This window comes from Pedobacter psychrodurus, from assembly GCF_004331735.1.
Taxonomy (GTDB): Bacteria; Bacteroidota; Bacteroidia; order Sphingobacteriales; family Sphingobacteriaceae; genus Pedobacter; species Pedobacter psychrodurus.
The window spans coordinates 334528-361149 of sequence record NZ_SJSO01000007.1; the positions used below are offsets into that span (position 1 = coordinate 334528).

General features: G+C 36.3%; 27 protein-coding genes and 1 pseudogene. 13 read left to right on the forward strand and 15 right to left on the reverse strand.

Annotated elements, in window-relative coordinates; translation table 11 throughout:
• From EZ456_RS11455 to EZ456_RS25115, 4 genes and pseudogenes are all read right to left on the reverse strand, one after another.
• Nucleotides 1-207 (reverse strand): annotated as a pseudogene (locus tag EZ456_RS11455) (Txe/YoeB family addiction module toxin); the annotation flags it as partial.
• Between the two features lie 56 nt (nt 208-263).
• Nucleotides 264-473, reverse strand: coding sequence for a DUF2683 family protein (locus tag EZ456_RS11460; RefSeq protein WP_131530229.1), 210 nt, complete (start codon nt 471-473; stop codon nt 264-266).
• Nucleotides 474-570: 97 nt separating this feature from the next.
• Complete coding sequence (locus EZ456_RS11465; RefSeq protein ID WP_131530231.1) at nt 571-1593, reverse strand: S66 peptidase family protein; 1023 nt, start codon at nt 1591-1593, stop codon at nt 571-573.
• 598 nt (nt 1594-2191) lie between these two features.
• Entirely contained in the window at nt 2192-2353 is a 162-nt protein-coding gene (locus EZ456_RS25115) for a hypothetical protein (RefSeq protein WP_165501306.1), read from the reverse strand.
• A 242-nt stretch (nt 2354-2595) separates the two neighbouring features.
• Between EZ456_RS25115 and EZ456_RS11470 the strand changes: the two genes are divergently transcribed.
• Nucleotides 2596-3975 carry a DEAD/DEAH box helicase gene (locus EZ456_RS11470; protein ID WP_317130000.1) on the forward strand — a complete coding sequence of 460 codons (1380 nt, stop codon included), beginning with the start codon at nt 2596-2598 and terminating at the stop codon, nt 3973-3975.
• Nucleotides 3976-4119: 144 nt separating this feature from the next.
• On the opposite strand, the gene EZ456_RS11475 is transcribed toward EZ456_RS11470, so the two are convergent.
• From EZ456_RS11475 to EZ456_RS11485, 3 genes are all read right to left on the reverse strand, one after another.
• Nucleotides 4120-5397, reverse strand: coding sequence for an OmpA family protein (locus EZ456_RS11475; RefSeq protein ID WP_131530233.1), 1278 nt, complete (start codon nt 5395-5397; stop codon nt 4120-4122).
• A gap of 398 nt (nt 5398-5795) precedes the next feature.
• Nucleotides 5796-6326, reverse strand: a complete 531-nt coding sequence (locus EZ456_RS11480) for an RNA methyltransferase (RefSeq protein WP_131530235.1) — start codon at nt 6324-6326, stop codon at nt 5796-5798.
• Between the two features lie 62 nt (nt 6327-6388).
• Complete coding sequence (locus tag EZ456_RS11485) at nt 6389-7555, reverse strand: galactokinase (protein WP_131530237.1); 1167 nt, start codon at nt 7553-7555, stop codon at nt 6389-6391.
• A 76-nt stretch (nt 7556-7631) separates the two neighbouring features.
• On the opposite strand from EZ456_RS11485, the gene EZ456_RS11490 reads away from it, so the two are divergent.
• A complete protein-coding gene (locus tag EZ456_RS11490) occupies nt 7632-8681 on the forward strand; it encodes an aldose epimerase family protein (protein WP_131530239.1) in 1050 nt (349 codons plus the stop codon).
• Between the two features lie 2 nt (nt 8682-8683).
• On the forward strand, nt 8684-9079 hold the full coding sequence (locus EZ456_RS11495; RefSeq protein ID WP_131530241.1) for a DUF1398 domain-containing protein: 396 nt from the start codon (nt 8684-8686) through the stop codon (nt 9077-9079).
• 169 nt (nt 9080-9248) lie between these two features.
• Here EZ456_RS11495 and EZ456_RS11500 read toward each other — a convergent pair whose 3' ends face one another.
• The 4 genes from EZ456_RS11500 to ribD are packed head-to-tail and all read right to left on the reverse strand — an operon-like array spanning nt 9249 to nt 12692.
• Nucleotides 9249-10109, reverse strand: coding sequence for a nucleoside phosphorylase (locus tag EZ456_RS11500; protein ID WP_131530244.1), 861 nt, complete (start codon nt 10107-10109; stop codon nt 9249-9251).
• 59 nt (nt 10110-10168) lie between these two features.
• Nucleotides 10169-10783: an IMPACT family protein gene (locus tag EZ456_RS11505; RefSeq protein ID WP_131530246.1), complete on the reverse strand. Its 615-nt coding sequence runs from the start codon at nt 10781-10783 to the stop codon at nt 10169-10171.
• Nucleotides 10770-11639, reverse strand: a complete 870-nt coding sequence (locus EZ456_RS11510) for a DMT family transporter (protein WP_131530247.1) — start codon at nt 11637-11639, stop codon at nt 10770-10772. Before EZ456_RS11510 ends, EZ456_RS11505 begins: the two co-directional genes overlap by 14 nt.
• Nucleotides 11640-12692: a bifunctional diaminohydroxyphosphoribosylaminopyrimidine deaminase/5-amino-6-(5-phosphoribosylamino)uracil reductase RibD gene (gene ribD, locus EZ456_RS11515; protein ID WP_131530249.1), complete on the reverse strand. Its 1053-nt coding sequence runs from the start codon at nt 12690-12692 to the stop codon at nt 11640-11642. It abuts the gene before it with no gap.
• Between the two features lie 80 nt (nt 12693-12772).
• On the opposite strand from ribD, the gene prmC reads away from it, so the two are divergent.
• On the forward strand, nt 12773-13639 hold the full coding sequence (gene prmC, locus EZ456_RS11520; protein WP_131530251.1) for a peptide chain release factor N(5)-glutamine methyltransferase: 867 nt from the start codon (nt 12773-12775) through the stop codon (nt 13637-13639).
• Between the two features lie 106 nt (nt 13640-13745).
• Here prmC and xerD read toward each other — a convergent pair whose 3' ends face one another.
• Nucleotides 13746-14645 (reverse strand): site-specific tyrosine recombinase XerD, encoded by a 900-nt coding sequence (gene xerD / locus EZ456_RS11525; protein ID WP_131530253.1) that lies wholly within the window; start codon nt 14643-14645, stop codon nt 13746-13748.
• A gap of 146 nt (nt 14646-14791) precedes the next feature.
• Here xerD and aroQ point away from each other — a divergent pair, with 146 nt between their 5' ends.
• Nucleotides 14792-15208: a type II 3-dehydroquinate dehydratase gene (aroQ, locus tag EZ456_RS11530; protein WP_131530255.1), complete on the forward strand. Its 417-nt coding sequence runs from the start codon at nt 14792-14794 to the stop codon at nt 15206-15208.
• A gap of 152 nt (nt 15209-15360) precedes the next feature.
• Here aroQ and EZ456_RS11535 read toward each other — a convergent pair whose 3' ends face one another.
• Nucleotides 15361-16374 carry a glycosyltransferase family 2 protein gene (locus EZ456_RS11535; RefSeq protein WP_131530257.1) on the reverse strand — a complete coding sequence of 338 codons (1014 nt, stop codon included), beginning with the start codon at nt 16372-16374 and terminating at the stop codon, nt 15361-15363.
• Between the two features lie 5 nt (nt 16375-16379).
• The gene (locus tag EZ456_RS11540; RefSeq protein WP_131530259.1) at nt 16380-17252 is read right to left on the reverse strand and encodes a lysophospholipid acyltransferase family protein; all 873 of its coding nucleotides are present in this window, start codon (nt 17250-17252) and stop codon (nt 16380-16382) included.
• Between the two features lie 39 nt (nt 17253-17291).
• On the opposite strand from EZ456_RS11540, the gene EZ456_RS11545 reads away from it, so the two are divergent.
• From EZ456_RS11545 to bioB, 6 genes are all read left to right on the forward strand, one after another.
• Nucleotides 17292-17903 (forward strand): WbqC family protein, encoded by a 612-nt coding sequence (locus EZ456_RS11545; protein ID WP_131530261.1) that lies wholly within the window; start codon nt 17292-17294, stop codon nt 17901-17903.
• A 3-nt stretch (nt 17904-17906) separates the two neighbouring features.
• Nucleotides 17907-19028, forward strand: coding sequence for a magnesium/cobalt transporter CorA (corA, locus tag EZ456_RS11550; RefSeq protein ID WP_165501307.1), 1122 nt, complete (start codon nt 17907-17909; stop codon nt 19026-19028).
• Nucleotides 19029-19089: 61 nt separating this feature from the next.
• Nucleotides 19090-19341, forward strand: coding sequence for a type II toxin-antitoxin system ParD family antitoxin (locus EZ456_RS11555; RefSeq protein ID WP_131530263.1), 252 nt, complete (start codon nt 19090-19092; stop codon nt 19339-19341).
• Nucleotides 19334-19636 carry a type II toxin-antitoxin system RelE/ParE family toxin gene (locus EZ456_RS11560; protein ID WP_131530265.1) on the forward strand — a complete coding sequence of 101 codons (303 nt, stop codon included), beginning with the start codon at nt 19334-19336 and terminating at the stop codon, nt 19634-19636. Before EZ456_RS11555 ends, EZ456_RS11560 begins: the two co-directional genes overlap by 8 nt.
• A gap of 92 nt (nt 19637-19728) precedes the next feature.
• Nucleotides 19729-21078, forward strand: coding sequence for a magnesium transporter (gene mgtE / locus EZ456_RS11565; RefSeq protein WP_131530267.1), 1350 nt, complete (start codon nt 19729-19731; stop codon nt 21076-21078).
• A 110-nt stretch (nt 21079-21188) separates the two neighbouring features.
• Complete coding sequence (gene bioB, locus EZ456_RS11570; protein ID WP_131530269.1) at nt 21189-22190, forward strand: biotin synthase BioB; 1002 nt, start codon at nt 21189-21191, stop codon at nt 22188-22190.
• A gap of 180 nt (nt 22191-22370) precedes the next feature.
• On the opposite strand, the gene EZ456_RS11575 is transcribed toward bioB, so the two are convergent.
• Nucleotides 22371-22781, reverse strand: a complete 411-nt coding sequence (locus tag EZ456_RS11575; RefSeq protein WP_116249745.1) for an organic hydroperoxide resistance protein — start codon at nt 22779-22781, stop codon at nt 22371-22373.
• A 424-nt stretch (nt 22782-23205) separates the two neighbouring features.
• Between EZ456_RS11575 and EZ456_RS11580 the strand changes: the two genes are divergently transcribed.
• The gene (locus tag EZ456_RS11580; protein WP_131530271.1) at nt 23206-25602 is read left to right on the forward strand and encodes a gliding motility-associated C-terminal domain-containing protein; all 2397 of its coding nucleotides are present in this window, start codon (nt 23206-23208) and stop codon (nt 25600-25602) included.
• Nucleotides 25602-26600 (forward strand): PorP/SprF family type IX secretion system membrane protein, encoded by a 999-nt coding sequence (locus EZ456_RS11585; RefSeq protein WP_131530273.1) that lies wholly within the window; start codon nt 25602-25604, stop codon nt 26598-26600. Before EZ456_RS11580 ends, EZ456_RS11585 begins: the two co-directional genes overlap by 1 nt.
• The last annotated feature ends 22 nt before the right edge of the window (nt 26601-26622 follow it).

Here is a 26622-nt window from a genome sequence, read left to right on the forward strand (position 1 = left end):
TTATTTATCTCCGTAATGGCCAAGCGCAGAGATAATGGTTGCAGTAACAATTTCATCTTCAACCAAGTATACGAGCCTGTCTTTTCTGTTAATCTGCCTAGACCAAAATCCAGTTAAATCGTATTTAAGTTTTTCAGGATTCCCAACTCCGGTTTCTGGATGTTCATAAAGTTCTAAAATAATTTGATTAACTTTTTTAATGGAACCTTTATCTCTGGATTTCTAGATAGCAAGTAAATTCTTTTGGGCTTTTTCTGATACAATTACTTTAAATTTTCCCACAATGATTTATTAGGATCTAATGTTAGATAATTACCTTTCTTAACTTCGGTTAGACTCTTTTTGATTTTTGCGACAAATTCGGGATTATAAGGGCTTTCCTCTTCTTTTTGAAAAGAAACATTTAAAGCCTTTAGAACTGCCTCAATTGCAATCTCTTGCTTTTTATTTTTAGGATGTGCTATTATAGTCATAACATTTATTTTAAAACAAAAATACGAAATTATTTAATCAACTTTTCAATTACCCAGGTTGCGTTTTTATTAAATTGCTCTTCTAAAACATTAGAAATTAAATACTTCTCAGCGTTGAGCCTGTTTCGTTTATAATCAAAACATGGTTTACACCGCATTTTAGGGCAAAATTATTTCGTTGATGCCCCACAGGAAAATCAAAAGCAACGGGGTAATTGTATTCCTCTACTTTTTCTAAAACAATATCATAAATGGTTTTGCCGAATTCTTCGCCAACATCGTCGGGTTTGACTTTAAAACCTCCAATAATCAATCCTTTTAGGTTTTTCAGTTTGCCACTGCGTTTCAAGTTCCACAACATTCTGTCAATGCTGTAGAGATATTCGCCAGTATCTTCGATAAAAAGGATTTTACCTCTCGTATCTAAATCGGAACCGCTACCAGCTAAAGTTTCGATAATACTCAGGTTTCCACCCACTAAAATACCATCAACCTTTCCTTGTCTGTTATTGATGTTGATAGGGGCAGTGTAACCCATTTGTTCGCCTAGTAAAGCATTTTTAATCGATAGGATGGTTTCAATCTGTATTGGCTCAGCTTTACTCCAATCATCGGGGAAACTATTGCACATTTTAGAATGGATAGATGCAATGCCATAATTTTTCGTGAGGTGACAGTGCAAAATGGTAATATCACTAAAACCGATAATCCATTTCGGGTTTCTTTTAAATGAAGAGAAATCTAGTTTATCGATTATCCGTACAAAACCATAACCGCCACGTGCGCACATAATAGCTTTGATTGTTGGATCATCGAGCATTTGCTGAAAATCAGCTAACCGCTCCTCATCCGTTCCGCCGTAGGTAAAATCGCGTTTGCCAATGGTACTGCCAACTTTTATCGTAAAACCCCAACTTTGCATTTGTAAAACAGAAGGCTGGATTTGTTCTAGCGTAATGTAGCCCGCAGGACTCGTAATCCCGATGGTATCGCCAGATTTTAAATAAGGAGGTATCTTAAATGATGAACTTTCGTTTTCTACAGTATTGGCCAAAGTTTTAAAAGCAGGAAGTACAGTTACAGCTGCAATAAATGAAGAAAGGAAATGTTTTCTGTTCATCTAAAATAAGGATGTGATGTTGATTTGGCTAATATAGGATTTAAAATATTCGCATAAAAGAAAAGGGATTTATATCCATAAATCCCTTTTTTAAACCAAACAAATTAATCTGTAAAAGATTAGTATAATGTGAATTATATAGATAACCACGAATGAAATAAAATGTTTTGAGATTCAGAAAAAAAAATAAACCATATCATACTCATTACCCACAAATAACTTTTTAAATTGTATCTGCTAAATAGCCCTGATGGAAACGGAAATACTTTTTGGCTCCGTTATATTGTATTTCGAAAGCTTTCCCAAAAAGATCGAAATGGACAGCAGGAGCAACCCTACACTATGAGCACTGAAACTGCGCTTCTAAATAATCAAAATTAGGATATTGATAGATTAAGGCGCTTAAAGGTAAAGGCTACCCATCGCGGATAGCCTTTGCTAACAACAAAACAAATATAAGATAACCAAATCTTGCCTGATTGAGCAGAATCAGGGTAAAGTGCTATGAGATACACTTTGCGGCCTAGTAATGGATTCGAACCATTGTAAAAAGTTTATGAAACTTCAACCTTCCAATCGGTCAACTGGCCAATGTTTTTTATAACTGTCTTAATGCTAAATAATCGCTCAACTCTAAAATCTGCTCTTTATTTAAGCTATCTTCATCCGCTGAATGCTGTTGCTCATCAGTTCTTGTTTTTAACTGATAAATGAGGTGCGGATATTCATCTATAGCAGGATATTGAAAATAGATCGACATAATTTTAGCGTTTTAACTGTTCAACATATTTTTGTTATTGATTAATGTTGAGCAAATATAAAAATAAGTATATAATATCTATAGATTTAGTAGTTTTTATTTTTGATAATCTTTTAACCAATTCATTTTCAGTGAATTATTTTTTAGAGTGATGTTGTTTTGTTTTAGAAAACTACGCTGGATTAAATAAAACTGACAGAAATAAATGGATAGTAGGGCTGAAGTACTCAATAGCTAGCGGCATGTATTTCCAGACCATTAAATTCAATTTCAGAAAAGCTAATTATTTTAAGGATATTTGCAGTTCAAACATTAAAATAGTAATTGTGTCTTTAGATAAATTAAAACTTAGCAAACCACTTGTAGCGGCCATGACTGATGCAGGATTTTTAACTCCAAAAGAAATCCAAGCCAGAACAATGTCGCGCATTTTAGGTGGACAAGATGTTATAGCGGTGGGACCAGAGGGTTCGGGAAAAACAACAACTTATGTTTTAGCTACTTTAATGAAATTGAAGTATGCTTTTGAGGAAGCACCAAGAGCTTTAATTTTAGTGCCTGATGCAGAACATGTTGATCATGTTTTGGAACAATTTAAATTATTGAACCGTAACAATACCTTCAGGATTTTAGGAATTGATAGCCGTGGTGCTGTTGATACACAGATGAATGAAATAACTGATGGTGTTGACATTATCGTTGCTGTACCCGATCGGGCACGTGCTTTATATTTAAAATTAGCCTTAAATACCAATAAAATTCAGCTGTTTATTGTAGATAATGCAGAGCTTATTGTTAAAAAAGGTTTGCAGTTGCCTGTAGTAGAGTTGGCAAACAGTGCCTATAAATCTCAACACGTTGTATTTACAGAGGTAATACACGAGAAATTGAATCTTATGATTTCTCCTTTCATGAAAGATTCTACCACAACCATTGAGGTCGATGAAATCGGCGAAAAGCAAGCGGAGGTTTATCAACAGATGCTCTATCAGGTGCCTAATTTCAGAACCAAACTTAACCTGTTAACCTTATTATTAAACGATACGGAGGTTTTCGATAAGGTTGTGGTTTTCGTAAATACACGATTAACAGCGCAAACGGTTTATAAAAACTTTAATCATACTAAAGAAAACGAAATCAGCATTTACCGCTCTTTATTTTTTGATGATAAGGGTTATGACGATATAGAAGATTTTAAAGATAATCCTGAAGCGAGAGTTTTAATTGTAGCTAACGAGAATTTAGAAGAACTGGATCTTCAGGGAATTCCTTTTATCCTCCACTTAGAATTACCTGAGCAAAAGGAAACTTTAATCCAGCGTATAGTTAAACATGGCGATGAAGATGTTGTGGCCATTACTTTTTCTACCGATATCGAATTAATTGAGGTGAAAAAAATTGAGCAGGCCATCGGTCAGAAATTGGAGATAATGGAATTACCAGAAGATTTGAAAGTTGTTGACGTTGCAGCTAAATCAAAGAAAAAGAAAATTGAACAAGATGAGGATGCTGACCGTGGTGCAGCTTTTCACGAAAAAAAGGCCAGTAACTTAAAAAATTATAATTATAGCGCGGGTACTAAGGCTAAAATGACTTATAAAAATAAGAAGGGATTGTCTTAATGCGTAGGTCGTCACCCTGAATTTATTTCAGGGTCTGTTCCGCTAAAAGATCCTGAAACAAGTTCAGGAAGACGACCCTATATATAGCAAAAAAGCTCCCCAGAAATTAATCTGGGGAGCTTTTTTGTTAACTGTTATTTCCGATTAGTATAAAGTAAACTCTACACGACGGTTTTGTTGACGACCAGCTGCAGTTTTATTTGTTGCAATTGGTTGATCAGGTCCGTAACCTGTAGCTTCAACTCTTGATGCATTTGCACCTTGAGATACTAAATAAGCTTTTACTGATTCTGCTCTGTCTTTAGATAAACGTAAGTTTAACTCTCTACCACCAGTATTATCAGTATGACCAGCTAATTTTAAGCTAAAGTTTTTCTCTACCAATAAACCAGCAACACGGTTTAAAGTAGCATACGATTTAGAACGGATAGTTGATTTACCTAAATCGAATTCTAGGTTAGAAATCGCGTCTTTAACTACTTTACGATCCTCTTCTGTAATTACTCTAGTTTCTTTAATTATTTCACGTTGAACTTTAATCGGGCAACCAGAACCATCAACAACAGTACCTGATGCAGTACCAGGACATTTGTCGAATTTGTTTGCTACACCATCATTATCATCATCGCCTAAATCTTTAGCATATTGCTCTCTATCACGTTGAGCATTTTGCTCAGCGGTTGATAATGCTCTTCTTAATTCAGCACTTTCTTCAGCACTTTCCTTACGTAAGTTTGCTAAAGAACTAAAGTTTTGTAATTGAGGTTTATCTTTGCTACCCAATGCAAATTCTAAACCAGCATGTGCATAAGCAAATCTACTTTTCGGTAAAGATTCAGGAGATTTAATGAAATTAACATCGTAACCTAAATCAATATTAATTCCTTTGGCAACACCTAATTTAACACCAGCACCAACTGGGATAAACCAACCTTCTCTACCTTTACTTTCGCTAACAATTGCACCACTTGTGCTGTAATCTGATGACATATAACCAGCACCACCTTTTAAATAAGGAATTAGAACTGCATTTTCGTCATTAATATTGATATTAGCGACATTAAAAACTGCGGTTAATGCGCCAGACCATGCAACACTTTGTTGAAAATCAGTAGTTCCGTTAGTCGATTTAATATCACCTCTTAAAAAATCTGCTTGTAAACCTAAAGATGGTAATATTTGCTTTCTAACATTTGCTCCATAACCGATACTTTTAAATTCTTTTGCTGTAACACTTCCCGAACCGAAAATAGTGTTAGGAGAAAGTATTCCTCCATGTACACCTACGCTCCAAGTACGAAAAGATTTTTCACCAAACCTGGTACCAGTTGTAGTAGTAGTAGGTGTTTCCTGTGCAAATAATTGTGATGATAACCCTAATAAAGCAATCAACATTGTTGATTTAGTAATTCTTGTATTCATGTTTTTCTATTTTGTAATATTAGTCTCTTAACAGTTTTTACATCATACTGTTTTGCATCGACTAAGAAAAAATCCTGCCAAAAGCATTATTTATTCTACAAATATCATATTATCAGAAGATTAGGTAGGTAAATTAATCTCGCAAAAATGTTACCATATAATTGAAATTAGGTTTGATTTTGTATAGAATTCTATACAAAATCAAATTTCGGCAGTATGAAAATGAATTGTTTTTTTACTTTTCAGAAGGATTTTTCTTGCCCATCAATAGCATCCTCAGAGTTAATTCGATTACGCTTATTGGGTTTTGCTGATAAAATCAAAACAAATATGCTTTGTATAGTTGTTACCGAGGTGGTTAAAGTAGTTTAAATCTTTTGGAATAAATTTGGGAGGAACTACAGCCTCAATTTAGCGAAGAAATCCCAGAAAACGATACCAGCAGAAATCACAATATTAAAAGAGTGTTTAGTTCCAAACTGAGGGATTTCGATACACTCATCAATTTTAGCCATTACTTCATCACTCACACCATCAACTTCGTTCCCGAAAATCAATGCATATTTTTTATTTGGATCGGGCTGAAAAGTGTTTAACATGGTGCTATTTTCTGCTTGCTCAATTGCAACAATCTCATAACCTAAAGCTCTTAATGCGTCAACTGCTTGTAAAGTATCAGTATAGTGTATCCAATCAACAGATTGTGTGGCACCTAATGCCGTTTTCTCAATCTCACGGTGCGGTGGTTGAGCGGTAATACCACAAAGTATCACTTTTTCCAAGGCAAATCCATCTGCAGTACGGAAAACCGAGCCTACATTGTGCATACTGCGGACATTGTCCAAAACCACTACCACAGGCAACTTCTCCTGTGCTTTAAACGCTTCAACATCCGGACGATTTAACTCGTCTAATTTTAATTTTCTCATTATTTTAATTGATTACACAGATTGGGGGATTACACCGATTGGATATAATTTCAGGACTGCGTTTATCTATGTGTGTCGGTTGTTAAATATGGCCCGTTACCAATTTCGCTAATGTAAATGGCGGCAGGGTAACCTATTTTATTTACGTAATAATCAGTTAAATGTTTTGCAAAATCTTCTTCAAAACCTTTCTCTAACAAAGCTATTGCACAACCACCAAATCCGGCACCCGTCATACGCGCACCGATTACATGCTCATAATCAGTGCAAAAATCGACTACCGCATCCAGTTCTTTTCCGCTTACCTCATATAAGGTTCTTAAAGATTCGTGGGAGGCATACATCAACCTGCCAAACTCTGCTAAATTTCCTCCATTTAATGCTTTAGCCGCTAAATGAACGCGATCATTTTCTTTCACCACATGTGTAGCGCGGTTTAAGATAGTTTTATCTGTTATTACATGACTGTGCAGCGCAAATTTCTCAGCGGTTAATTCGCAAAGATAATGAAGGTTTATTTCTTCATTTAATAGTTTTAATGCCGTTTGGCATTCTGCAACACGCTCATTGTATTTAGAATCAGCCAATTCGCGTGGTTTATTGGTATTAATGATAGCCAATAAATAATTGCCGAGATCAACATCAACCATTTTGTATTTTAAGGATTCACAATCTAAAACAATGGCTTTGCTTTTTTCTCCAAAAGCAACCGCAAACTGATCCATAATACCCGAATTAAGACCGATAAAATCATTTTCAACACGTTTAGCGATTTTTACAAGTTCTAATTTATCGTAACCCAGATTAAAATAGGCATTCAGTGCGTAGGCAGTGGCGATCTCTATAGAAGCTGAAGAAGAAAGTCCTGATCCGATTGGAATATTTCCATAGAACAGAAAATCTAGGCCGCTAATTTCCTTACCGTCCTTTATAAATTCATTAATTACCCCAATAGGGTAATTTGCCCATAAGCTACCATCTTTTTCGTTTGTGGTATTACTTGTTACCTCTGTTTGAACATCGAAGTTTAAACTTTTAAACCTAAATCTGCTATCGTTATTCGGGGCAATGGCTACCCATGTTCCTAAGGTAATGGCACAGGGCATAACCAAACCGCCATTATAATCGATATGTTCGCCAATTAGGTTAACCCGCCCAGGTGTAAAATAAATGGCATCAGCTTTTTTGTGGTATTGTTCGGCAAATTTTTCCTCAAGGTTAATGTTCATTTGGCTAAAATATATTTATAAAAAGCATTAATAATAGTATGTTTGTTTAGGAAACAAAAGCCCTAAGTTACAATTTATGAGCGTTCAGCAAATACCCACCGGGAAAATTATTGATGGCGAAGAAGTTATCGCAATCGAACTAACCAATAGTAAAGGTACTTACGTCAAAATATTCAATTATGGTACGATTATCAACAAATTTGTAGTTAAGAATGCCAAAGGCGAAAAACAGGATATCGTTCTTGGTTTCGATACATTTGATGAATACCTTAATCCAGCTTATTTGGCAAACTACCCTTATTTTGGTGCTATAATTGGCCGATATGCCAACCGCATAAAAAATGGTAGACTCAATATTGATGATAAAATCTATCAATTGGCACAAAATGCCGGTACCGATACGCTACATGGTGGTATAGTAGGCTTTGATAAAAAAGTTTGGGACATTGTTGAAATTAATGATGGACCGCAACCTTCAGTTACCCTGCAATATGAAAGTGTAGATGTAGAGGAAAATTTTCCTGGAAACCTGGTTATTGATTTAACTTTCGAACTGACTGAAAATGATGAATTGATTTTAAGTTATGAAGCAGAAACGGATAAAGCTACGGCTATTAACTTAACACATCATAGTTATTTTAACCTGGCTCCTGAGGGTGGAAACATCAAAAACCATAAGCAACAGATTTTTGCCTCGAATTATTTAGAACAGGATGATAATTATTCGGTAACAGGTAAATTAATTCCTGTTGAAGGTACACCTTTGGATTTTACCAAATCTAAAGCGATAGGGCAGGATTGGAATGAGGATGAAGGATATGATCAAACTTTCGTTTTGGATAAGATTTATGGCGATTTATCACTCGCAAGTAAAACAATTGAGGAAGAAAGCGGTTTAGTTTTAAGCGTATATACCACAGAACCGGTAGCCCATTTGTACACGGCAAAATATTTAGGGGTAAAGAATGGTAAGGATGGAAAAGATTACGATAGTTATGGTGCCTTTTGTGTAGAAACCCAACATCATCCAAATGCCGTTAATATTCCAACGTTTCCGAGCACCATTTTGAGGCCAGAAGACTTGTATACGCAAACAACTATTTACAAAGTTTCACTAATCAAATAATTATGGTTACCATCGAAAACATCCGGGCAGCAGAATCAAAAATTAAAACTGGTGCAGATTTTCCTCAGTTTATAAAAGAAATTAAGGAAATGGGTGTTAAACGTAACGATGTATATGTTTCTAACGGCTTATCGATTTATTTTGATGATGAAGATAATGCGCAACAGGTAAGTCCTGATGAGTACCCAACCCTTACGATTAACATAGAATCTTCTTCTGATAAGTTAGCGCATGCTTTGAAAATGCACCAGCAGGGAGAAACCGATTATTTTACATTTTGCAAGCAAGCTGCAGATGCAGGTGTTGAAAAATGGGTAACCGATCTGGATGATATGACCTGTACTTACCTGGATACAGAAGGGAATGAATTGGTAAAAGAAACAATAACAATAGTATAAAAGATATTAAGCATACAGGCCCGAAATTTCGGGCCTTTTTTATTGCGCTGCGATCGTCATCTCGACCGAAGTGCAACGTAGTGGAGAGATCTTTTAAGAAAGATTTGTATTTATCGATGTTAAGCCATTTTTTAAGATTGCTTCGTGCCTTGCAATGACGATTTAGCTATTAAATCCTTTCTAATACCATTTTAATCGCTTGCTCTACAATTTTATTAGGCTCCTTGCTAAATTCGAAATTTACCCTACTGGCCAGAATGGCATTAATAGAAAGAGCTTGATGCCCCAAAACCTTAGCCAAAGCATAAATTCCGGCAGTTTCCATCTCTAAATTAGTAATCCGGCATTGGTTGCTCTTAAAACTGTTAATCAAACCAATAAAATCGGGAACCGCATTTTTTGCCCTAACCATTCTACCCTGTGGGGCATAAAAGCCTGGTGCAGTGATGGTAATGCCTTTTTCCAGATCCTTACCAATGGTATTTAACAGTGTTTCGCTTGCTGCCGTTAAATAGGGGTTAATGTTTTTAAGGTGCCCAAAATGGGCTTTAATATCATCCATTAAAATCTGTTCATCACCAGATAATTGTTGAAGGTAATAGTTCATTAAAGCATCCATTCCTAAGCCATAGGAAGAAGCTAAAATCGTTCCCATTGGAATATCCGGTTGAACAGCCCCAGAAGTGCCAATTCTGATAATATTTAATGAGGTAAGCTCTTTTTTGATTTCACGGGTTTCAAAATTAATATTAACCAGTGCATCTAATTCATTGAAAACGATATCAATGTTATCTGTGCCGATCCCTGTTGAGAGAACGGTAATGCGTTTTTTGCCTACGTAACCCGTATGGGTAATAAATTCGCGTTTGCCTTTTTTAAATTCTATTTTATCGAAATATTTACTTACCTCGCCAACACGGTCAGGATCACCAACGGTAATTACGGTATCAGCAATATCACCAGGTAGAAGGTTTAGGTGGTATATGCTACCATCAGGATTGATGATTAAGTCGCTTTCGGATATTTTCATTTGCTGATAATTTATGGCTATCGGCAAGCTTCGTGCCTATAGCAATGACAGAAATTTTGTTAAACAGTTTGCAGGTATTTTAATCTAACACCTTCAATTTTATCAAATTTAGTTAAAACCTGATTGAGTTGTGCTTTTCTCACTTCAAATGTTAATATACAATCCGTATCAAATTGTTGGCCTAAAATCTGCAGGTTTTCTTCTTTACTCAATTTCATGACTTCATTCATGTGCAGGTAACCGAAATGCGCTTCATAAATATCATTTACGGTTTTACTAATTACAGAAGCTGATTTAATCACTTCTATACTAGCCGTTTTATAAGCGTTAATTAAACCCGCCACCCCCAGTAATGTGCCACCAAAATAACGTACAACAACAATTAGGATATTGGTAATATCTTCTGACAATAAACAGTTCAAAATAGGTCTGCCCGCGGTACCAGAAGGCTCGCCATCATCATTAACCCTAAAAACAGATCGGTCAGGTGTCAAACGGTATGCATAGCAAAAATGATTGGCCTTAATATGTTCCGCACGTAGCTTAGTGATAATTGGTTTTACTTCTATTTCACTACGGATTGGATAGGCGTAACTAATAAATTTACTCCCTTTATCACGAAATATACCTTCTGAGGCACTTTCGATGGTTTTATATGAATCATCGAACAGCATTTTGTGATAGTGTAATGAAGATAACGGCTGCAATTGCCAAAATTATACCTGCGTAATTTAATTTACTTAGTTTTTCTTTAAATGCAATTACTCCAATTAATGTACCTGCAATGATTACCCCTAAATTCATCGCTGCAAAAACGGTTGATGGATTTTCGGCCAATGCTTTATGAGCCTTCATGTAAAAAAGGATATTCCCAAAGTTGAAGAACCCTAAAATAAATCCGCAAATCACATTTACCAGCTGTATTTTTATTTTGCCAGCCATTACCATCGAAATTACAATAAGCAATGAAACCATAAATGCCAGGCAAAAAACAGTAAAGAGCGAGGTGGTATAAGGCAATTCTTTGTATAGTGCAAGTTGTTTAAAAAGTACATCAATTACCCCAAAACCGACGAAAACCATAATTGGGTAGAGCAGGCTTCCTTTATTGCCTTTTTCTTGATTAGATTTCCGGAAAAAAGTTAAGAAAATTGCCACAAAACCAATCGTTAGACCAATAATTTTAAGGTCGTTAAAATCTTCTTTAAAAATAAAATAAGCTGCCAGTATCGGAATAAATAGCGATAAACGTTGTGCAATGTCGGTTTTAACAATGCCAAGATTTTTTACTGAGGCAGCAAGGAATAAAAATATTGATGGCAATAGAATAGCCAAGGCAATATAAATCGGCCATGGTGCTAAAGGGGTGATCAGTTTAACATCAGGCTTAAAAAAGAGAAAACATAAGCTTAATGCAGCAAGGTAATTGATGGTAACGGCTTGAATAATACTGATTTGGTATCGCTTGGCCAGTTTTAATAAAACGGCCACAGTAACACTACAGCAAATGCTTAAAATAATGTAAATCATTTATTTAATGTCGTTTAGATAGATAGAGAGTTTGTCATTTCCAATTTGTACTGTTTCCTGCAAATTTCCATTAATACTTGGAGAAGAAACCCCATCGCTCCAGCTGGTAGACGAAGTAAAAATACGCGCTTCATCCCATAGATTGGTACTTAAAAATTGATTTAAAATGTTGGCGCCACCTTCAATAATTACCGATTGTATATCCATCAGGTATAGCTGAAAAGCAATTTTTTGCGCCAAATAAAAGTGCATATCTTCCATTTGGATATAATGGATATTCGCTACTACATCAGTTTTAATCTCATTAAAGATAATGGTTTTGGCTGCTGCATTGAAAATATGATTTGTAACTGGTACCTGAAGGTTTTTGTCGATTACTAGACGGATGGGGTTTTTACCTGTCCATTCTCGAACAGTTAATTGCGGATTATCCATAATGGCAGTTTGCTTGCCGATCAGCATTGCGTCTTCTTCGCCACGCCATTGATGCGCCAAACGTTTGGCCAAAGCTCCACTGATCCATTTCTGGTGACCATCCTTTGTTGCGAAATAACCATTCGCGGTTTCGGCCCATTTTAAAATGATATATGGTCTTTGTTTTTGTATTCTGGTAAAAAACCTTCTATTGAAATAGCGGCATTCATCATCTAAAATACCACTTACCACTTCAATTCCTGCATTTCTGAGCTTTTCGATACCTTTGCCATCAACACCAGAAAAAGGGTCTCTATTTCCAATAATCACCTTTTTTAGCTGGTGTTTTACCAATAAATCGGCACAGGGAGGTGTTTTGCCAAAGTGCGCACAAGGCTCTAGGTTAACGTAAGCTGTAGCCTGTTTCAATAGATTTTCGGCCTCATTACCATAGCTATCAAATACAGCATTAATCGCATTGGGTTCGGCGTGCGATTTTCCATATTCCTGATGATACCCTTCTCCAATAATTTTACCGTCTACAACAATAACACAGCCAACCATTGGGTTCGGACTAACGTTTTCCAAAGCTAAGGCCGCTAAGTCCAGACAGCGTTTAATATAAAATTCATCGCTCATTAGGGCAAAAGTAGTAAAAAAAGAGTCATGGCCTTACCAAAAGCGATCTGTTATCATCTCAATTAAGTAATTTTGTAAATATGAAGATTGGAGAATTAGCTGAGCATTACGAACTCGAACTTGAGCCATTATACGATAGTAATGAAGCAAAAGCATTATTTAGTATAGCTGCCGAGAAGGTTTTAGCCTTATCTTCAGGTAAACTGATTATGCAAAAGAATATCGATATCAGCTTTATCAACCTGCAAAAACTGTTGAGTATCCTTAACGATTTGCAGATCGGAAAACCCATTCAACATATTTTAGAGGAAGCCCATTTTTACGGCTCCATTTTTAGCGTTAATGAACATGTGCTTATACCGAGGCCAGAAACAGAAGAACTGGTTGATTGGATTATTTCAGTTTGCAGCGCTCAATTTTCAGTAAACAGTTTTAATAAACAAAGTGAAGTAAGCATTCTTGATATTGGAACCGGCTCGGGATGCATTCCCATTACGATTAAAAAACATTTGCCAAAAGCTGAAGTATCTGCATTGGATGTTTCTGTTCATGCCATTGCCGTAGCCAAACAGAATGCCGAACAGCTAGGCGTAAAGATCAAATTTATTGAAGCAGATATTTTGACTTTCAAATGTGAAGAAAAATTTGATGTTATAGTAAGTAATCCACCATATATCAGGGATTTAGAGAAAGCGGATATGCATAATAACGTGTTGATATACGAACCACATTTAGCATTATTTGTTCGTGACGAAAATCCATTAATATTTTATAAAGCTATAGCTGACTTTGCGATAAAAAACCTAAAACCTAATGGACAACTTTATTTCGAGATCAACGAATATTTAGGTAACGAAACTGTTGAAATGTTAGTTGCTAAAGGATTTATTGATATTGAGTTAAGGCAAGACATGCAAGGGAAAGACAGGATGGTAAGAGCGGGGTAGAGGCCGAGAGGAGTAAAATTCCGCTTCGTTCGTCCTCCTGAACTTGTTTCAGGATCTATAATTAAAGGTGCTTTGGTCTTTTAGCTTTAGTCTTTCTGCTCTTCAACTAAGACCTCGGATGAAACTGTGTAATTACCTCCCTTAAGTAATCTCTATCAATGTGCGTATAAATTTCCGTAGTGGTAATGCTAGAATGGCCTAACATTTCTTGTACGGCTCGCAAATCGGCACCACCTTCAATTAAATGTGTGGCGAACGAATGCCTTAACGTATGCGGACTAATCGTTTTCTTTAACCCTGTAGAAATGGCCAGGCTTTTAATCAGGTTGAAAATCGAAATGCGCGAAAGTTTAGCGCCAAAACGGTTTAAAAAGATAAAATCTTCGTGCCCTTTTTTAATATTAGCATGTACCCGAATTTCGTTGATGTAAATATCGAGCAATTTTAAGGCTACGCTTCCAATGGGGACTAAACGCTCTTTATTTCCCTTTCCAATTACCTTTATAAATTCGATATGTGGGAAAAGATTCGAGATTCTTAATTCTGTTAATTCTGTTACACGTAAGCCACAGCCGTATAACACTTCCATAATGGCTTTATTGCGCATGCCCTCGGGTTTTGAGGCGTCTATTGCTGCAATAAGCTCATTAATTTCATGAATATTTAAAGTATCGGGTAATTTTCTGCTGAGCTTTGGTGCTTCAAGCAGTGCTGTGGGATCATTTGAAATCACATCTTCGAGCATTAAATACGCGAAGAAAGCTTTTAATCCTGAGATTACCCTAGCCTGCGTACTGGCTTGCATACCCAGTTCATTTAGCCATGAGATAAAAGATTTTAGATCACTTATCGTAATATCAGTTAGTTTGGGTTCTACATTTAAAGATTGAAAGTACTGGGCCAGTTTATCAATATCGCTCAGATAGGCATCAACAGAATTACCAGATAACGACCGCTCTAGCTTTAAATACGACTTAAATCCTTTAATATATGATTGCCAAAGCATGCTTTTATTTGAGATTTTTTATAACATTGCAACGTTACAACATTTTAACGTTACAACATAGTATGAAAGCAGCATGATTTTTCAAAAATCGAATAGGATTATGGAAATCATGGTAGCTTCATCACCACTAAAAAGATTATTAACAGATGAAAATACAAATTATTAACGGCCCAAACTTAAATCTATTAGGCGTTCGCGAACCATCTATTTACGGAAGTACTAATATTGAAGATTATATTAAAGAATTAAAAACGGTTTATCCGGATATCGAAATTGACTATTATCAGAGTAATGTGGAGGGCGAAATTATTAATAAACTGCATGAAGTTGGTTTTAGTTATGATGGGGTAGTGCTTAATGCCGGCGGTTATACACATACCTCCGTAGCCATTGCTGATGCGATTGCAGCCATTAAAAGTCCGGTGGTTGAGGTGCATATATCTAATATTTATGCCCGTGAAGAATATCGTCATGTTTCTTTAACCGGCAAAAACTGTCAGGGTGTTTTAACTGGCTTTGGTCTGAAAGGTTATCGTTTGGCTATCGAAAGTTTGTTGATTTAAAAAGAGTCGTCATTGCGAGGAGGTACGACGAAGCAATCTAACAACGATCAATATAACCTGGAGTAATAAGATTGCTTCGCCGGCTGAAAAAGCCTTCTCGCAATGACGACTTGCAGCCAACTAAATGCACAAAGCTTACTATGATACACTTTCTATCTCAAATTCGAAAAATATTTAATTTTCTTAATGAAAAATGCCCAAACGACGCTGTTGTTGTATACTCCGGTATGTTCACTATATGCTTTTTGAACGGCTTTCCGCTTTTTGTTAGTTTTTGATAATGATTTTAAAAAGTGGAAATGACCTTTAGTTACAGCCAAGGTGAATTTAGGTTTTCCGGTGAGCAAAAAGTGCCACCATGCAATAAAATCAATAAACATTCTGATCGTAATTCGGAAAATGGCATCATTAGCAGGTAGATTTTTCTGCATGATGATGAGGTTATTCCTGAAATTAAGATAGGTTTTAAAGGGATTCTCAGTTTGTAATGTTCCGCCGCCTACATGGTAAACTTCGGCATCCGGACAGTACATAATCTTATAATTGAGGTTCTTTAAACGCCAGCAAAGATCTATTTCCTCCATATGGGCAAAAAGATCGGCATCTAAACCTCCGGCTTCTTCCCAACATTTGCTTTTAATGAAAAATGCAGCTCCGCTTGCCCAAAAAACTTCCGTTTTATCATTGTACTGGTCATTATCAAATTCATATACATTAAACAGCCTGCCGCGACAGAAAGGAAAAGAATAGATATCCAGATAACCTCCGGCAGCACCTGCATACTCGAATTGTTTTTTGTTTAACTGCCATTTAATTTTAGGTTGTGCTGCAGCAATCTGTGCCTCGCTTTCCATCAAATTAATCACAGGCTGTATCCAATTGGGAGTTACTTCCACATCTGAATTGAGTAAGATAAAATAATCAGCCTCAACACGTTCTAAAACCTTGTTGTAGCCTCCCGCAAAACCATAATTCTGATCGTTTTGAATAATTTTAACGGTAGGAAAGTTTTCTTGTAAAAATAAAATAGAATCATCTGTTGAGGCATTATCGCCCACAACAATTTGCAGATTATCATATTCAGAAAGCAAAATTCCAGGTAAAAATTGCTTTAAATATGCTTTTCCATTCCAGTTTAAAATTACAACGGCTACAGATGGGTTCATTCTTTTTATTCGGGTTTAAATTTCCAGCGCTTATGGCTCCAAAGCCAGTATTGAGGCTGTTCTTTAATAATATCTTCTAAAAACTTAAAGTGCAAATCCGTGATCTCGAACTCATCCATTTTTGCTGGTTCGAGGCACATCGGCAAAACTTCTACATGGTAATAACCTTTTTTAGCTACACTAACCTTAAAATAGTATATCGGCCTTTTGGTAGATTTTGCAATTTTTTCTACGCCTAAAAGCGCAGCAGTAGGTTGATGCAGAAAATCTACAAAGTATTTGGTTTCCTCTCTGGTTGGAGATTGATCGCTTGCAAAACATAAAAGTGTCGGTTCATTTTTATAGGCCGCCATGCCGCGTAAAGTTTGTCGCATAGCGATGAAAATGTTGCCATATTTTGTACGCATACAATCAAACCAGGTTTCAAAAATTTTATTTTTTATAGGTTTAAAAATGACCATGGTTTTAGCAGAAATACTGAGTCCTAAGGCCAAAGTGCCTAATTCCCAGTTCCCGTAGTGGCCAGTGCATGCGAGCACACTTTCTCCTGCTTTAAAATGAGCTTCCAGTTGTTCGAGTCCAGTAAACTTCACCCTCTTTAAAGTTTCGGCCTTTGAAATACTGGTCATTTTAATAATTTCAAAAATAAGTTCGGCCAAGTACAGAAAGAATTTTTTCTCAATAACCTTAATTTCGACTGGAGATTTCTCGGGAAAAGAGTTAGTTAAATTCTGTCTGACAACTTTTTTTCTATAGCCTATTACGTAATAAAGCAGATAATATAGTAATCTTGCAAAAAAAAAGAGCAAAGATAAGGGCAGCAGCGACAATAAGTATAAAAAAAATACGCCAACGTGCGCAATCCCTCTTTTAATCATTATTTTTAAAACGTTTCAGCTACAAACATAAATTTTCAAATGCAGAATACAGCAATACTTCCATTATTTTATCTTCCACCAGTGGGCTATTTTAGTTTACTACAAAAGCTTGGGACAGATTTTTTAATCGAAAAACATGAACATTTAGCTAAGCAAACTTACCGCAATAGGGCCAGTATTTATTCGCCAAACGGAAAACTGGATATTACCGTTCCTGTGGTTAAAGGTTCAAAAACACACACGCAAATGAAAGATGTACGGATTAGTTATGATTTTAAATGGCAACGTTTACATTGGCTGAGCTTAGAAAGCTGTTATAGAAGTTCGGCCTATTTCGAGTTTTATGAAGATGAACTTTCGCGTTTTTATACCAATAAATTCGAATTTCTGTTCGATTATAACCTCGAACTGCTAGAATGGCTGAACAAAAAACTAAAGCTGAATAAAAGCTTCGAAATAACCACCGAGTATTTTGATGATATAACTCCAGAACTGGATTTTCGTGCCATCATGAATCCTAAAAAAGAAGATGGTATTGTAAACAATAAGCCATATTATCAGGTTTTTGAAGATAGGCATCAATTTTTACCCAACTTGAGTATTGTTGATTTGTTATTTAATCAGGGTCCGCAAGCCCGGTTATATTTGTAAAGTATGGGAAAAAACAAACCACGTCACCGCCATAAACACTATAAGGTTCCCGAGCCTGGCACCAGCCCTGGCTTATATGCTATTGATGAAGAGGCACTGAAACCGCTAATTGTACTTCATACTTATAATGATAAAAGTTATAAGAAGGTGGAGCTGGAGAACATCAATAACATTGATAAATTGATTGAGAATAAAGATTTCTGTTATTGGTTTGATATTAAAGGTTTGGCCGATCCGAACATATTCGAAACATTATATTCGAAATTAGACATCAGCAGACTTGTTCTGGAAGATATTACTAGTTCTTACCAGCGGCCTAAGTTGGATGAATATGATAACGACACGTATATTTTTGCAGTAAGCAGGCACCTGTTTTTAGGTGAGGAGAATATTTTAAACAACGATCAGATCTCATTTATCCTGTCTGAGCGTACTTTAATTACCTTTCAGGAAACTTATGCCGACTGTTTCGAGCCGGTTAGGAAGCGTTTGGAAATAGGGAAGGGAAATATCCGCATTGGGGGAAGTAGTTATTTAATGTATGCCATAATGGATGTAATTGTAGATAACTATTTTACCTTATTAAATTTTTGGGGCGAAGAGTTGGATGCAATCGAAGACCGCCTATACGACCATCCCGACCGCAGAATCATGTACGATACGCAAGCCATTAAAAGATCATTGATTACGATTAGGAAAGTAGCCTGGCCAGAGAGAGATAAGCTTAATGATATTATCCGCACCGATAGTCCGTTAATATCCGATCTGACTAAAACTTACATGAAGGATGCTTATGATCATTGTATTCAGATTATTGATTTTATTGAATCGCTAAAAGAGATTGCTTCTGCTAATATCGATATGAATTTATCGATCATTAGCAACCGGATGAATGAAATTATGAAGGTTTTAACCATTATTTCATCAATTTTTATCCCTTTAACCTTTATTGCAGGGATTTACGGGATGAATTTTAGTAGGGAAGACCCCACAACTGGAAAGATACTGAAGGATAATATGCCCGAATTGTACGCAGAACACGGTTATTTGTACACCTGGATCGTAATGGGGGTGATAGCCATTTTGCAGGTAATTTATTTTTGGCGGAAAGGTTGGTTTAAATAAAAATTTATTTTTAAAATGTACCAGTTTTTGGTAACTTTAGTAATATTTTAATGTTAAAACAATGGGACGAAATACATCTATGGCTTTAGGAGATCATTTTGAAAATTTTGTTGATGAAAGAATTTCCGAAGGAAGATTTAAAAATGCAAGTGAAGTTATTCGGGCAGGGTTAAGATTATTGGAAGATGAAGAAAACAAGATCAAAATTTTAAGAGAAGCACTTCAGGTAGGAATTGATAGTGGAATGGTAAAGGATTTTGATCCGAAAAAACATCTTGAAATGTTGAAAGCCAAAAAGAGGAAAAATGGCTAGGTTCTCTCTTAGTAACAAAGCGCTTCAAGATTTAAGTGAAATTTGGGATTATACCTATGATGTTTGGTCTGAAAATCAAGCAGACAAATATTATAAGCTACTGATTGGGTTTTGTACTCAGATTGCCAAGAAACCTGAAATAGGTAGAAATTATAAGGAGACAAGCCAAAATGTATTAGGACTCAAAGCTGGCGAACATATCATTTTCTATCTGATAATTGAGAATCGAGAAATCGAAATAGTTAGGGTTTTACATGCTAAGATGGATTTAGGAGCTAAAATGTCAGAACTTTAATTATGCGGTAAATGATTAGCATTAAAAATCACTTATTGTAAAAAATCAATTTTTAATATTTGTAGCTTTAGGGCGTTTTGGTTAGGTTATAGATGCAGTCATTCGAAATAGATAAAAGCGACGTACTCAAGGTTAAAAATGCAATTTTAGCTGGTGATGAAACTTTAAAAGTAGTTTTAGAGGAATACCATGCCTCAGAAATCGCGATTTTGTTCGAACGTTTGGATAAATCCGAACAACGGCATATTATAAACCTTCTTCCAGCAGAGATCGCTTCCGAGATTATTTCGGAAATGGATGAAGAATCCCACCCGGAGGATTTACTCTTTGAGCTTCACCCCGATAAACGCACTGAAATTGTTGAGGAGCTTGATTATGATGATGCAACGGATATTATTTCGCAACTGGAAGACCACGAGCAGAAAGAAATTCTGGAAGATCTTACTGAGGATCACGCTTCAGAAATCAGGAACCTTTTAACCTACGACGAAAAAACCGCCGGTGGTTTGATGAACACAGAACTGATCTGTGTAAATATTAACCTCACGAAAAAAGATGCGATTGATGAGATCATCCGCCAGAGCGAAGAAATGGAAGAGTTTTATACCATTTACGTGGTGGATGATGCGGAAATTTTTAAAGGCATTGTTTCGTTAAAAGATATCATTAAGGCAAAACACAATGCCAAAATAACCGAACTGGTTAAAATAGATGCCGTTTATGTGCATCCAGATACCGATCAGGAAGAAGTAGCCAACCTCATTTCTCAATATAATTTAACCAGTATCCCGGTAATAGACGATCACCAGAAATTACTCGGTAGGGTTACATTCGATGATGTGATCGATGTAATGGAAGCAGAAAGTACAGAAGATATCTTAAAAATTTCGGGGGTATCAGAAGATGAGGAATTAAGTGGTAACTGGGTAGAGGCTGTAAAATCGCGTTTGCCGTGGTTAATCATTAACCTGGGCACTGCTTTCTTAGCATCATCAGTGGTACGGTATTTCGATCCAACCATTAAACTAATTCCTTCTTTGGCAGCTTATATGACCATTATTGCAGGAATGGGCGGAAATGCTGCTACCCAGGCACTTGCCGTAACGGTTAGGCGTATTTCGCTTTATGACTTGACTGATAAACAGGCTTATCGTACCGTTTTAAAAGAGTTTACCGTTGGTTTAATTAATGGTGCAGCTAACGGATTAATCGTATTTATTTTCGCTTTCTTTTTTGATGGAAACCCAATGCTCGGTTTAGTTATCTTCCTGGCTATGACGGGTAATTTGGTTATTGCGGGTATCACAGGTGCAAGTATTCCTCTTATTTTAAAACGGGTGGGTATCGACCCTGCCATTGCATCATCTATAATTATTACTACTTTTACCGATGTTTTTGGTTTCCTATTAATTTTAGGATTGGCCAGCAAACTTTTACTATAATCAGGATTTGCTTGATTTTAGGATTTCAAGATTTAATGCTTGCAAAACTGAATTAAGCACCTGGTAATTAACTAAGACTACATAAACTAAATCTGTAAAATCTGATCCCGATGCAAGAAACAAGACACGATTGGACAAAAGAAGAAATACACGAAATTTATAATAGACCATTTTTAGATCTGGTTTATGAAGCCGCAACCATTCACAGAGAAAATAAAGATTATAATGAAGTTCAGGTAAGTTCATTAATTTCGATTAAAACAGGTGGCTGTGCCGAAGATTGTAGCTATTGCCCTCAAGCAGCGCGGTACCATACCGATTTAGAAGTACAGCCACTAATGCAAGTAGGCCAGGTAGTTAGTGCTGCCGTTAAAGCAAAAGATGGTGGAGCATCACGTTTATGTATGGGGGCCGCATGGCGCGAAGTACGCGATAACCGTGATTTTGATCGTGTTATTGAAATGGTTAAGGCTGTGAATGATATGGATATGGAAGTTTGCTGTACTTTAGGCATGCTTACCGAAAATCAGGCACAACGTTTAGCTGATGCAGGCTTATATGCCTATAACCATAACATCGATACTTCTGAAGATGATTACAAACGTATTATTTCGACCAGGACTTACGATGATCGCTTAAATACCATTAAAAATGTGCGTAAAGCTAAATTAACAGTATGTAGTGGTGGTATTATCGGTTTAGGTGAAACTGTAGAAGACCGTGTTTCGATGTTACAGACTTTATCAAACATGGAAAAGCATCCTGAATCAGTTCCAGTTAATGCTTTGGTGCCCGTAAAAGGAACTCCTTTAGAAAATCAGCCACGTGTTCCAATCTGGGATATGGTAAGAATGATCGCTACAGCACGAATCGTAATGCCAAACTCGGTGGTACGTTTATCAGCTGGTAGAAATGAAATGAGTACACTAGAACAGGCTTTTTGCTTTATGGCTGGTGCAAGTTCTATTTTCGCAGGCGATAAATTATTAACTACGCCAAATCCTGCATTTATAGATGATATGGCAATGTTTGAATTGTTGGGACTGAAAACCCGCGACGCCTTTAAAAATGGCAGACCAGCAAACACAAGGATTGAACAAGAAGCTGTTTAATCAGAAAATATAATCTATAAAAAAGTCCCGACCAAAATCGGGACTTTTTGTTTTAGGCTAATTGCGGTGTTGGATAGATGTGGTGTCAAATATTACTATCTGACACTAAGTTAACTCCTATTTTATAATCTATTTTAGGGTCAGATGGTAACATCCGACCTCACACCATCCGACTTCACTTTACACAGCAGTTACCCTTACTTCAATATTTCCTTTGGTTGCTTTAGAATATGGACAAGCCCTATGTGCCTTATCCGCTAAAGCTTGTGCTTCTTCATGCGAAATCCCGGGGATGTGTACATCCAGGTCTGCAGAAAGTACGAAGGAATTTCCGTCTTTATTAAACGATACCAATACTTTCACATTTGCCTCACTAATATCAACACCTTCGCGCTCCGCTACACCACCTAATGCTCCCAAATAACATGGTCCCCAGGCGGCAGCAAATAATTCTTCCGGGTTTGTGGCACCTCCTTGCCCGCCAAGTTCTTTTGGTTTTCTTAAATCGAAATCTAAAATTCCATCACTCGATTTAATGTGTCCGTCTCTTCCTCCAGTAGCTGTAACTTCAGCCGTATATAGCTTTTCCATAATGTTTTCTTATTTGATTAGTTTAACAAACTATACTTGTCTTTGTTTTTAGTCGGCTTAAAGACTTCCTAAACATACCATTAAAGGGATAAATGGTCTTAATATAATCAAATAATGACTAGTTCATGTAAAAAATAAATATTTTATCTGATTCTAAGCTGATGTTAAAGTATAATAAAAGCATTTCTTTGAAGTTTGTAAATAATTAAAAACGAGTTGTAGGTTATTTATAGTCAGCTTGTTATGTTGTCTGATTTTTGTATTGGCTAATGTGTAGTATTTGTAAACACTTTTTTATAAGAAATCTGTTTCGTGTAAAAAACCATGACTTTTACCTGACAATATAGCTGTAGATATCCTAAAACAATATTTTTACTACTTAACTATTTAAATCGTCCCAACGTTGATTAGTAGATTGTTTTTAATGCTGATCGTAATAAGTTTTACCTGGTCAGCTAAATTATGTGCACAATCCTGCCCGGAAAACATCGGTTTTGAAAATGGAAATTTTCAGAACTGGAAGATTTATGCCGGTTCAATTGCAATCGAGAATAATCAGAACGTGGTAACGATGAATGAAGTGGCTAAACCAATTTCTGGAAGGCATAGCATTATCAACAACAAAAATTTAATAGATCAGTATGGTGGTTTTCCTTTGATTCCACCATCGGGAGGAAACTTCTCCGTTAAGTTAGGGAATAATGTAACGGGTAGTCAAATTGATGGGATTTCATATCTGATGACGGTTCCAGCAGATCGACCTGAATTTACCATAACCTATCAATATGCGGTGGTGTTAGAAGATCCTATACACGAACCCTTTGAGCAACCGCGTTTTATAGCGAGGATAAAAGATGTGGCCAAAAATGAATACATCCCGTGCGCATCTTTCGAATATGTAGCTACCTCATCTCTGCCAGATTTTAAAAAATCGGCCGATTATGAAGGGGTAATTTACAAAGATTGGTCGCCAGTAACCATTAATTTATCTGGCTACCAGGGTAAACAGTTGTTAATAGAATTTATCAGTACCGATTGTTCGCGGGGTGCACATTTCGGTTATGCTTATGTAGATATTAATAATGTTTGTGGAGATCCCATCACAGGAAATACCTATTGCGCTAGTTCTGATGCACTTGATATTTCAGGACCAAGTGGTTTTCAGACTTACAACTGGTATAACGAAGACCGATCGGTAAAATATGGTTCAGGTCAATCCATTAGTATAAAACCCAAGCCTGCTAATGGTTCCAAAGTTGTTTTGGATTTAGTTCCTTATGCAGGTTTTGGTTGCCAAAGCACGGTAAGCACGCTAATTCATGGAATAGATTACGAACTTAAAGTTTTGGCAAAAGATGTTGTTTGTCAAAATACTGAAATCGATCTTTCAAGTGCTAAATACCTTCTAAACAAATCGGACGACTTTACTTATCTGGTTTATGAGGACAAAGATTTAACTAAACAGATAAGCGGACCTATAAAAATACTGGGCGATAATACTTTCTACATTAAGGCTACCAATTACAAAGGTTGCGAAAGTGTGGCTCCCATAAATATTTCAGTACTTAATATAGTAAATATTACCACTAAAAATCCTGGTGCAGTTTGTTACACAGAAAGCGTAGATATTACGAAAGCTGAATTATACATTGGCGAATTGGGGGGGATTACGAAATCTTATTATACCGATGAGGCCGCTACAAACACTATTGCCGATCCACAGCATATTGCTGTATCTGGTCGATATTTTATTAAACTGTCGAATGAATTTGGTTGCAGCAAAATTGTTTCAATTGATGTTATTATTAAAGATAAACCTATTTTAAAGGTAACTAATCCGAAACCTGTATGTATTGCTGCGAAAGTGGATATTACTGCTGCAACTCATTTCTTAGGGAGCGACGCTACGTTTAAATATAGCTTTTATGCAGATAAAGAATTAACTCATCTCTTAACTGATCCTACACAAATTGATAAATCTGGTACTTATTACGTAAAAGTAACCAATGTGGATGGATGTACGGTGAGTGATAAAATTGAGGTAACGATAAGTGATATGCCAGTGCTCCATATCAAAAATCCTGAAACAGCATGCTATCCTGACAAGATAGACATTTCCAATCCAGCTCTTTATGTTGGATCAGGCGATCGTTTAAGTTATTCGTTTTTCTACGATGAGACACTAACTAATCAGATCACTTCTCCTAAAGCCATTGCAAAAGCAGGAACTTACTATGTTAAAGCTTCAAATGATGGTGGCTGTTTTACTTCTGGTAAAATACAAGTAAGTTTCAATACCACGCCTATTATCGTACTCAACAAACCCAAAGGTGTTTTTGATAATGGTTTTGTTGATTTAACCGCAAAAGAGATTACCAAAGGAAGTAGCGAGTTTGTAAAGGCTGGTTATTTTGAAGATGAGGATTTAAAAAGACCTTTGCCTGATCCTGCAAAAGTAAGCAGGGTAGGGATTTATTATATTTCGATACAAAACGAAAAAGGCTGTATGGTCTCTGCATCAATAGAACTGGAAATTTTGCCACAGCCAAAAATCATCGTCCCAACGGCGTTTACGCCACAGAAAGAAACCAATAACCGCTTATATCCTTTTTTGGTGGGTGTTCAGAAGTTAATCAGTTTTAAGGTATATAACAAATGGGGAATCTTGGTTTATCAGAGTGCCGATTTGGCCAATGGAGGTTGGGATGGACAGTTTAAAAGTAAAATGCAACCTCTGGAAACATTTTCTTGGTTTGCAGAAGGCATTGATATCTTCGGCGGTAAAATTCAGTCAAAAGGAAAAACTATACTCATATTATAATGTACAGATCGCTACTCATTTTAGGTTTGAGCCTCGCTACAATATGTTGTTGGGCACAAGACCCGAAGTTTTCGCAATACTTCGCCGCACCTTTAAGTTTAAATCCAGCATTTACGGGTTTTTTTGATGGCGATTATAGAATTGCAGCCAATACGAGGCAGCAATGGGGCAACCTGGGCGATCCTTACAATACCTACAGCGTGTCTGCCGATGTAAAACTGGTAGAAGACGAAAATTTTATTAATAGTTATTTCAGTTTAGGCTTAAGCGGTTTGTTTGACGAATCTTTGAATAAAGCCTTAAAATCGCAGTACATCAGTGCCAGTGTTTCATACTATCAATACATGGATGAAGAGCATCGCTTTAAACTTGGTTTAGCACCACAGCTCTCTTATGTTTCAAAGTATTTAGATTACAACAAACTTACCTTTGCCTCTCAATATAATGGTGGAGGTGGTTTTGATAGTTCGATGCCAAACTATCTCGATTTAAAGAATGATAAAACATCATATTTCGATTTAAATATTGGGGCTAATTTTGCTGCTAATTTCGATTATTTGAGTATTGCGGTAGGTTATGCACAATATCATTTAACAAAACCTCAGGAGGCTATGCTAAGCAATAGCAGTGATGTTGTTTCGGCACGTAAAACCACCAATTTAGGTTTGCTTTATCTAGTAAACAATAATGTCGATTTAAATTTTACCGGTGTTTATAATGTTCAGAAAAACAACAAGGATATTATTTTCGGTACTGTTTTAGGTTTAAAGCCCGGTGATGAAACTAAAATGAAACTGAATTTTGGCCTGTGGTACAAATTTAACGAAGCTTCATTTTATCCCTATGTTGGTGTAGCCATGGGCAATATAAGTGCTGGTATAAATTATACGGTTTATGGAAGTAAATTAATGAGTGCCACGCCACGCACCTACGAACTGTCCTTTATCTATAGGCATAACAATTTTAAAGGCTTTAAAGTGCCTTGTCCTAAATTTTAACCTTTGAAGTAAATTCACTTCT

Excerpts from the sequence above, each read along its gene's own strand:
- xerD (WP_131530253.1), bottom strand. The coding sequence starts at position 14,645 with ATGCTTTGGCAATCATATATTAAAGGATTTAAGTCGTATTTAAAGCTA.
- EZ456_RS11495 (WP_131530241.1), top strand. The coding sequence starts at position 8,684 with ATGGTTACCATCGAAAACATCCGGGCAGCAGAATCAAAAATTAAAACT.
- bioB (WP_131530269.1), top strand. The coding sequence starts at position 21,189 with ATGCAAGAAACAAGACACGATTGGACAAAAGAAGAAATACACGAAATT.
- EZ456_RS11575 (WP_116249745.1), bottom strand. The coding sequence starts at position 22,781 with ATGGAAAAGCTATATACGGCTGAAGTTACAGCTACTGGAGGAAGAGAC.
- mgtE (WP_131530267.1), top strand. The coding sequence starts at position 19,729 with ATGCAGTCATTCGAAATAGATAAAAGCGACGTACTCAAGGTTAAAAAT.
- prmC (WP_131530251.1), top strand. The coding sequence starts at position 12,773 with ATGAAGATTGGAGAATTAGCTGAGCATTACGAACTCGAACTTGAGCCA.
- EZ456_RS11480 (WP_131530235.1), bottom strand. The coding sequence starts at position 6,326 with ATGAGAAAATTAAAATTAGACGAGTTAAATCGTCCGGATGTTGAAGCG.
- EZ456_RS11470 (WP_317130000.1), top strand. The coding sequence starts at position 2,596 with ATGTATTTCCAGACCATTAAATTCAATTTCAGAAAAGCTAATTATTTT.
- corA (WP_165501307.1), top strand. The coding sequence starts at position 17,907 with ATGGGAAAAAACAAACCACGTCACCGCCATAAACACTATAAGGTTCCC.
- EZ456_RS11510 (WP_131530247.1), bottom strand. The coding sequence starts at position 11,639 with ATGATTTACATTATTTTAAGCATTTGCTGTAGTGTTACTGTGGCCGTT.
- EZ456_RS25115 (WP_165501306.1), bottom strand. The coding sequence starts at position 2,353 with ATGTCGATCTATTTTCAATATCCTGCTATAGATGAATATCCGCACCTC.
- EZ456_RS11460 (WP_131530229.1), bottom strand. The coding sequence starts at position 473 with ATGACTATAATAGCACATCCTAAAAATAAAAAGCAAGAGATTGCAATT.
- EZ456_RS11580 (WP_131530271.1), top strand. The coding sequence starts at position 23,206 with ATGCTGATCGTAATAAGTTTTACCTGGTCAGCTAAATTATGTGCACAA.
- ribD (WP_131530249.1), bottom strand. The coding sequence starts at position 12,692 with ATGAGCGATGAATTTTATATTAAACGCTGTCTGGACTTAGCGGCCTTA.
- EZ456_RS11485 (WP_131530237.1), bottom strand. The coding sequence starts at position 7,555 with ATGAACATTAACCTTGAGGAAAAATTTGCCGAACAATACCACAAAAAA.
- EZ456_RS11500 (WP_131530244.1), bottom strand. The coding sequence starts at position 10,109 with ATGAAAATATCCGAAAGCGACTTAATCATCAATCCTGATGGTAGCATA.
- EZ456_RS11555 (WP_131530263.1), top strand. The coding sequence starts at position 19,090 with ATGGGACGAAATACATCTATGGCTTTAGGAGATCATTTTGAAAATTTT.
- aroQ (WP_131530255.1), top strand. The coding sequence starts at position 14,792 with ATGAAAATACAAATTATTAACGGCCCAAACTTAAATCTATTAGGCGTT.
- EZ456_RS11560 (WP_131530265.1), top strand. The coding sequence starts at position 19,334 with ATGGCTAGGTTCTCTCTTAGTAACAAAGCGCTTCAAGATTTAAGTGAA.
- EZ456_RS11465 (WP_131530231.1), bottom strand. The coding sequence starts at position 1,593 with ATGAACAGAAAACATTTCCTTTCTTCATTTATTGCAGCTGTAACTGTA.
- EZ456_RS11540 (WP_131530259.1), bottom strand. The coding sequence starts at position 17,252 with ATGATTAAAAGAGGGATTGCGCACGTTGGCGTATTTTTTTTATACTTA.
- EZ456_RS11545 (WP_131530261.1), top strand. The coding sequence starts at position 17,292 with ATGCAGAATACAGCAATACTTCCATTATTTTATCTTCCACCAGTGGGC.
- EZ456_RS11505 (WP_131530246.1), bottom strand. The coding sequence starts at position 10,783 with ATGCTGTTCGATGATTCATATAAAACCATCGAAAGTGCCTCAGAAGGT.
- EZ456_RS11535 (WP_131530257.1), bottom strand. The coding sequence starts at position 16,374 with ATGAACCCATCTGTAGCCGTTGTAATTTTAAACTGGAATGGAAAAGCA.
- EZ456_RS11490 (WP_131530239.1), top strand. The coding sequence starts at position 7,632 with ATGAGCGTTCAGCAAATACCCACCGGGAAAATTATTGATGGCGAAGAA.
- EZ456_RS11585 (WP_131530273.1), top strand. The coding sequence starts at position 25,602 with ATGTACAGATCGCTACTCATTTTAGGTTTGAGCCTCGCTACAATATGT.
- EZ456_RS11475 (WP_131530233.1), bottom strand. The coding sequence starts at position 5,397 with ATGAATACAAGAATTACTAAATCAACAATGTTGATTGCTTTATTAGGG.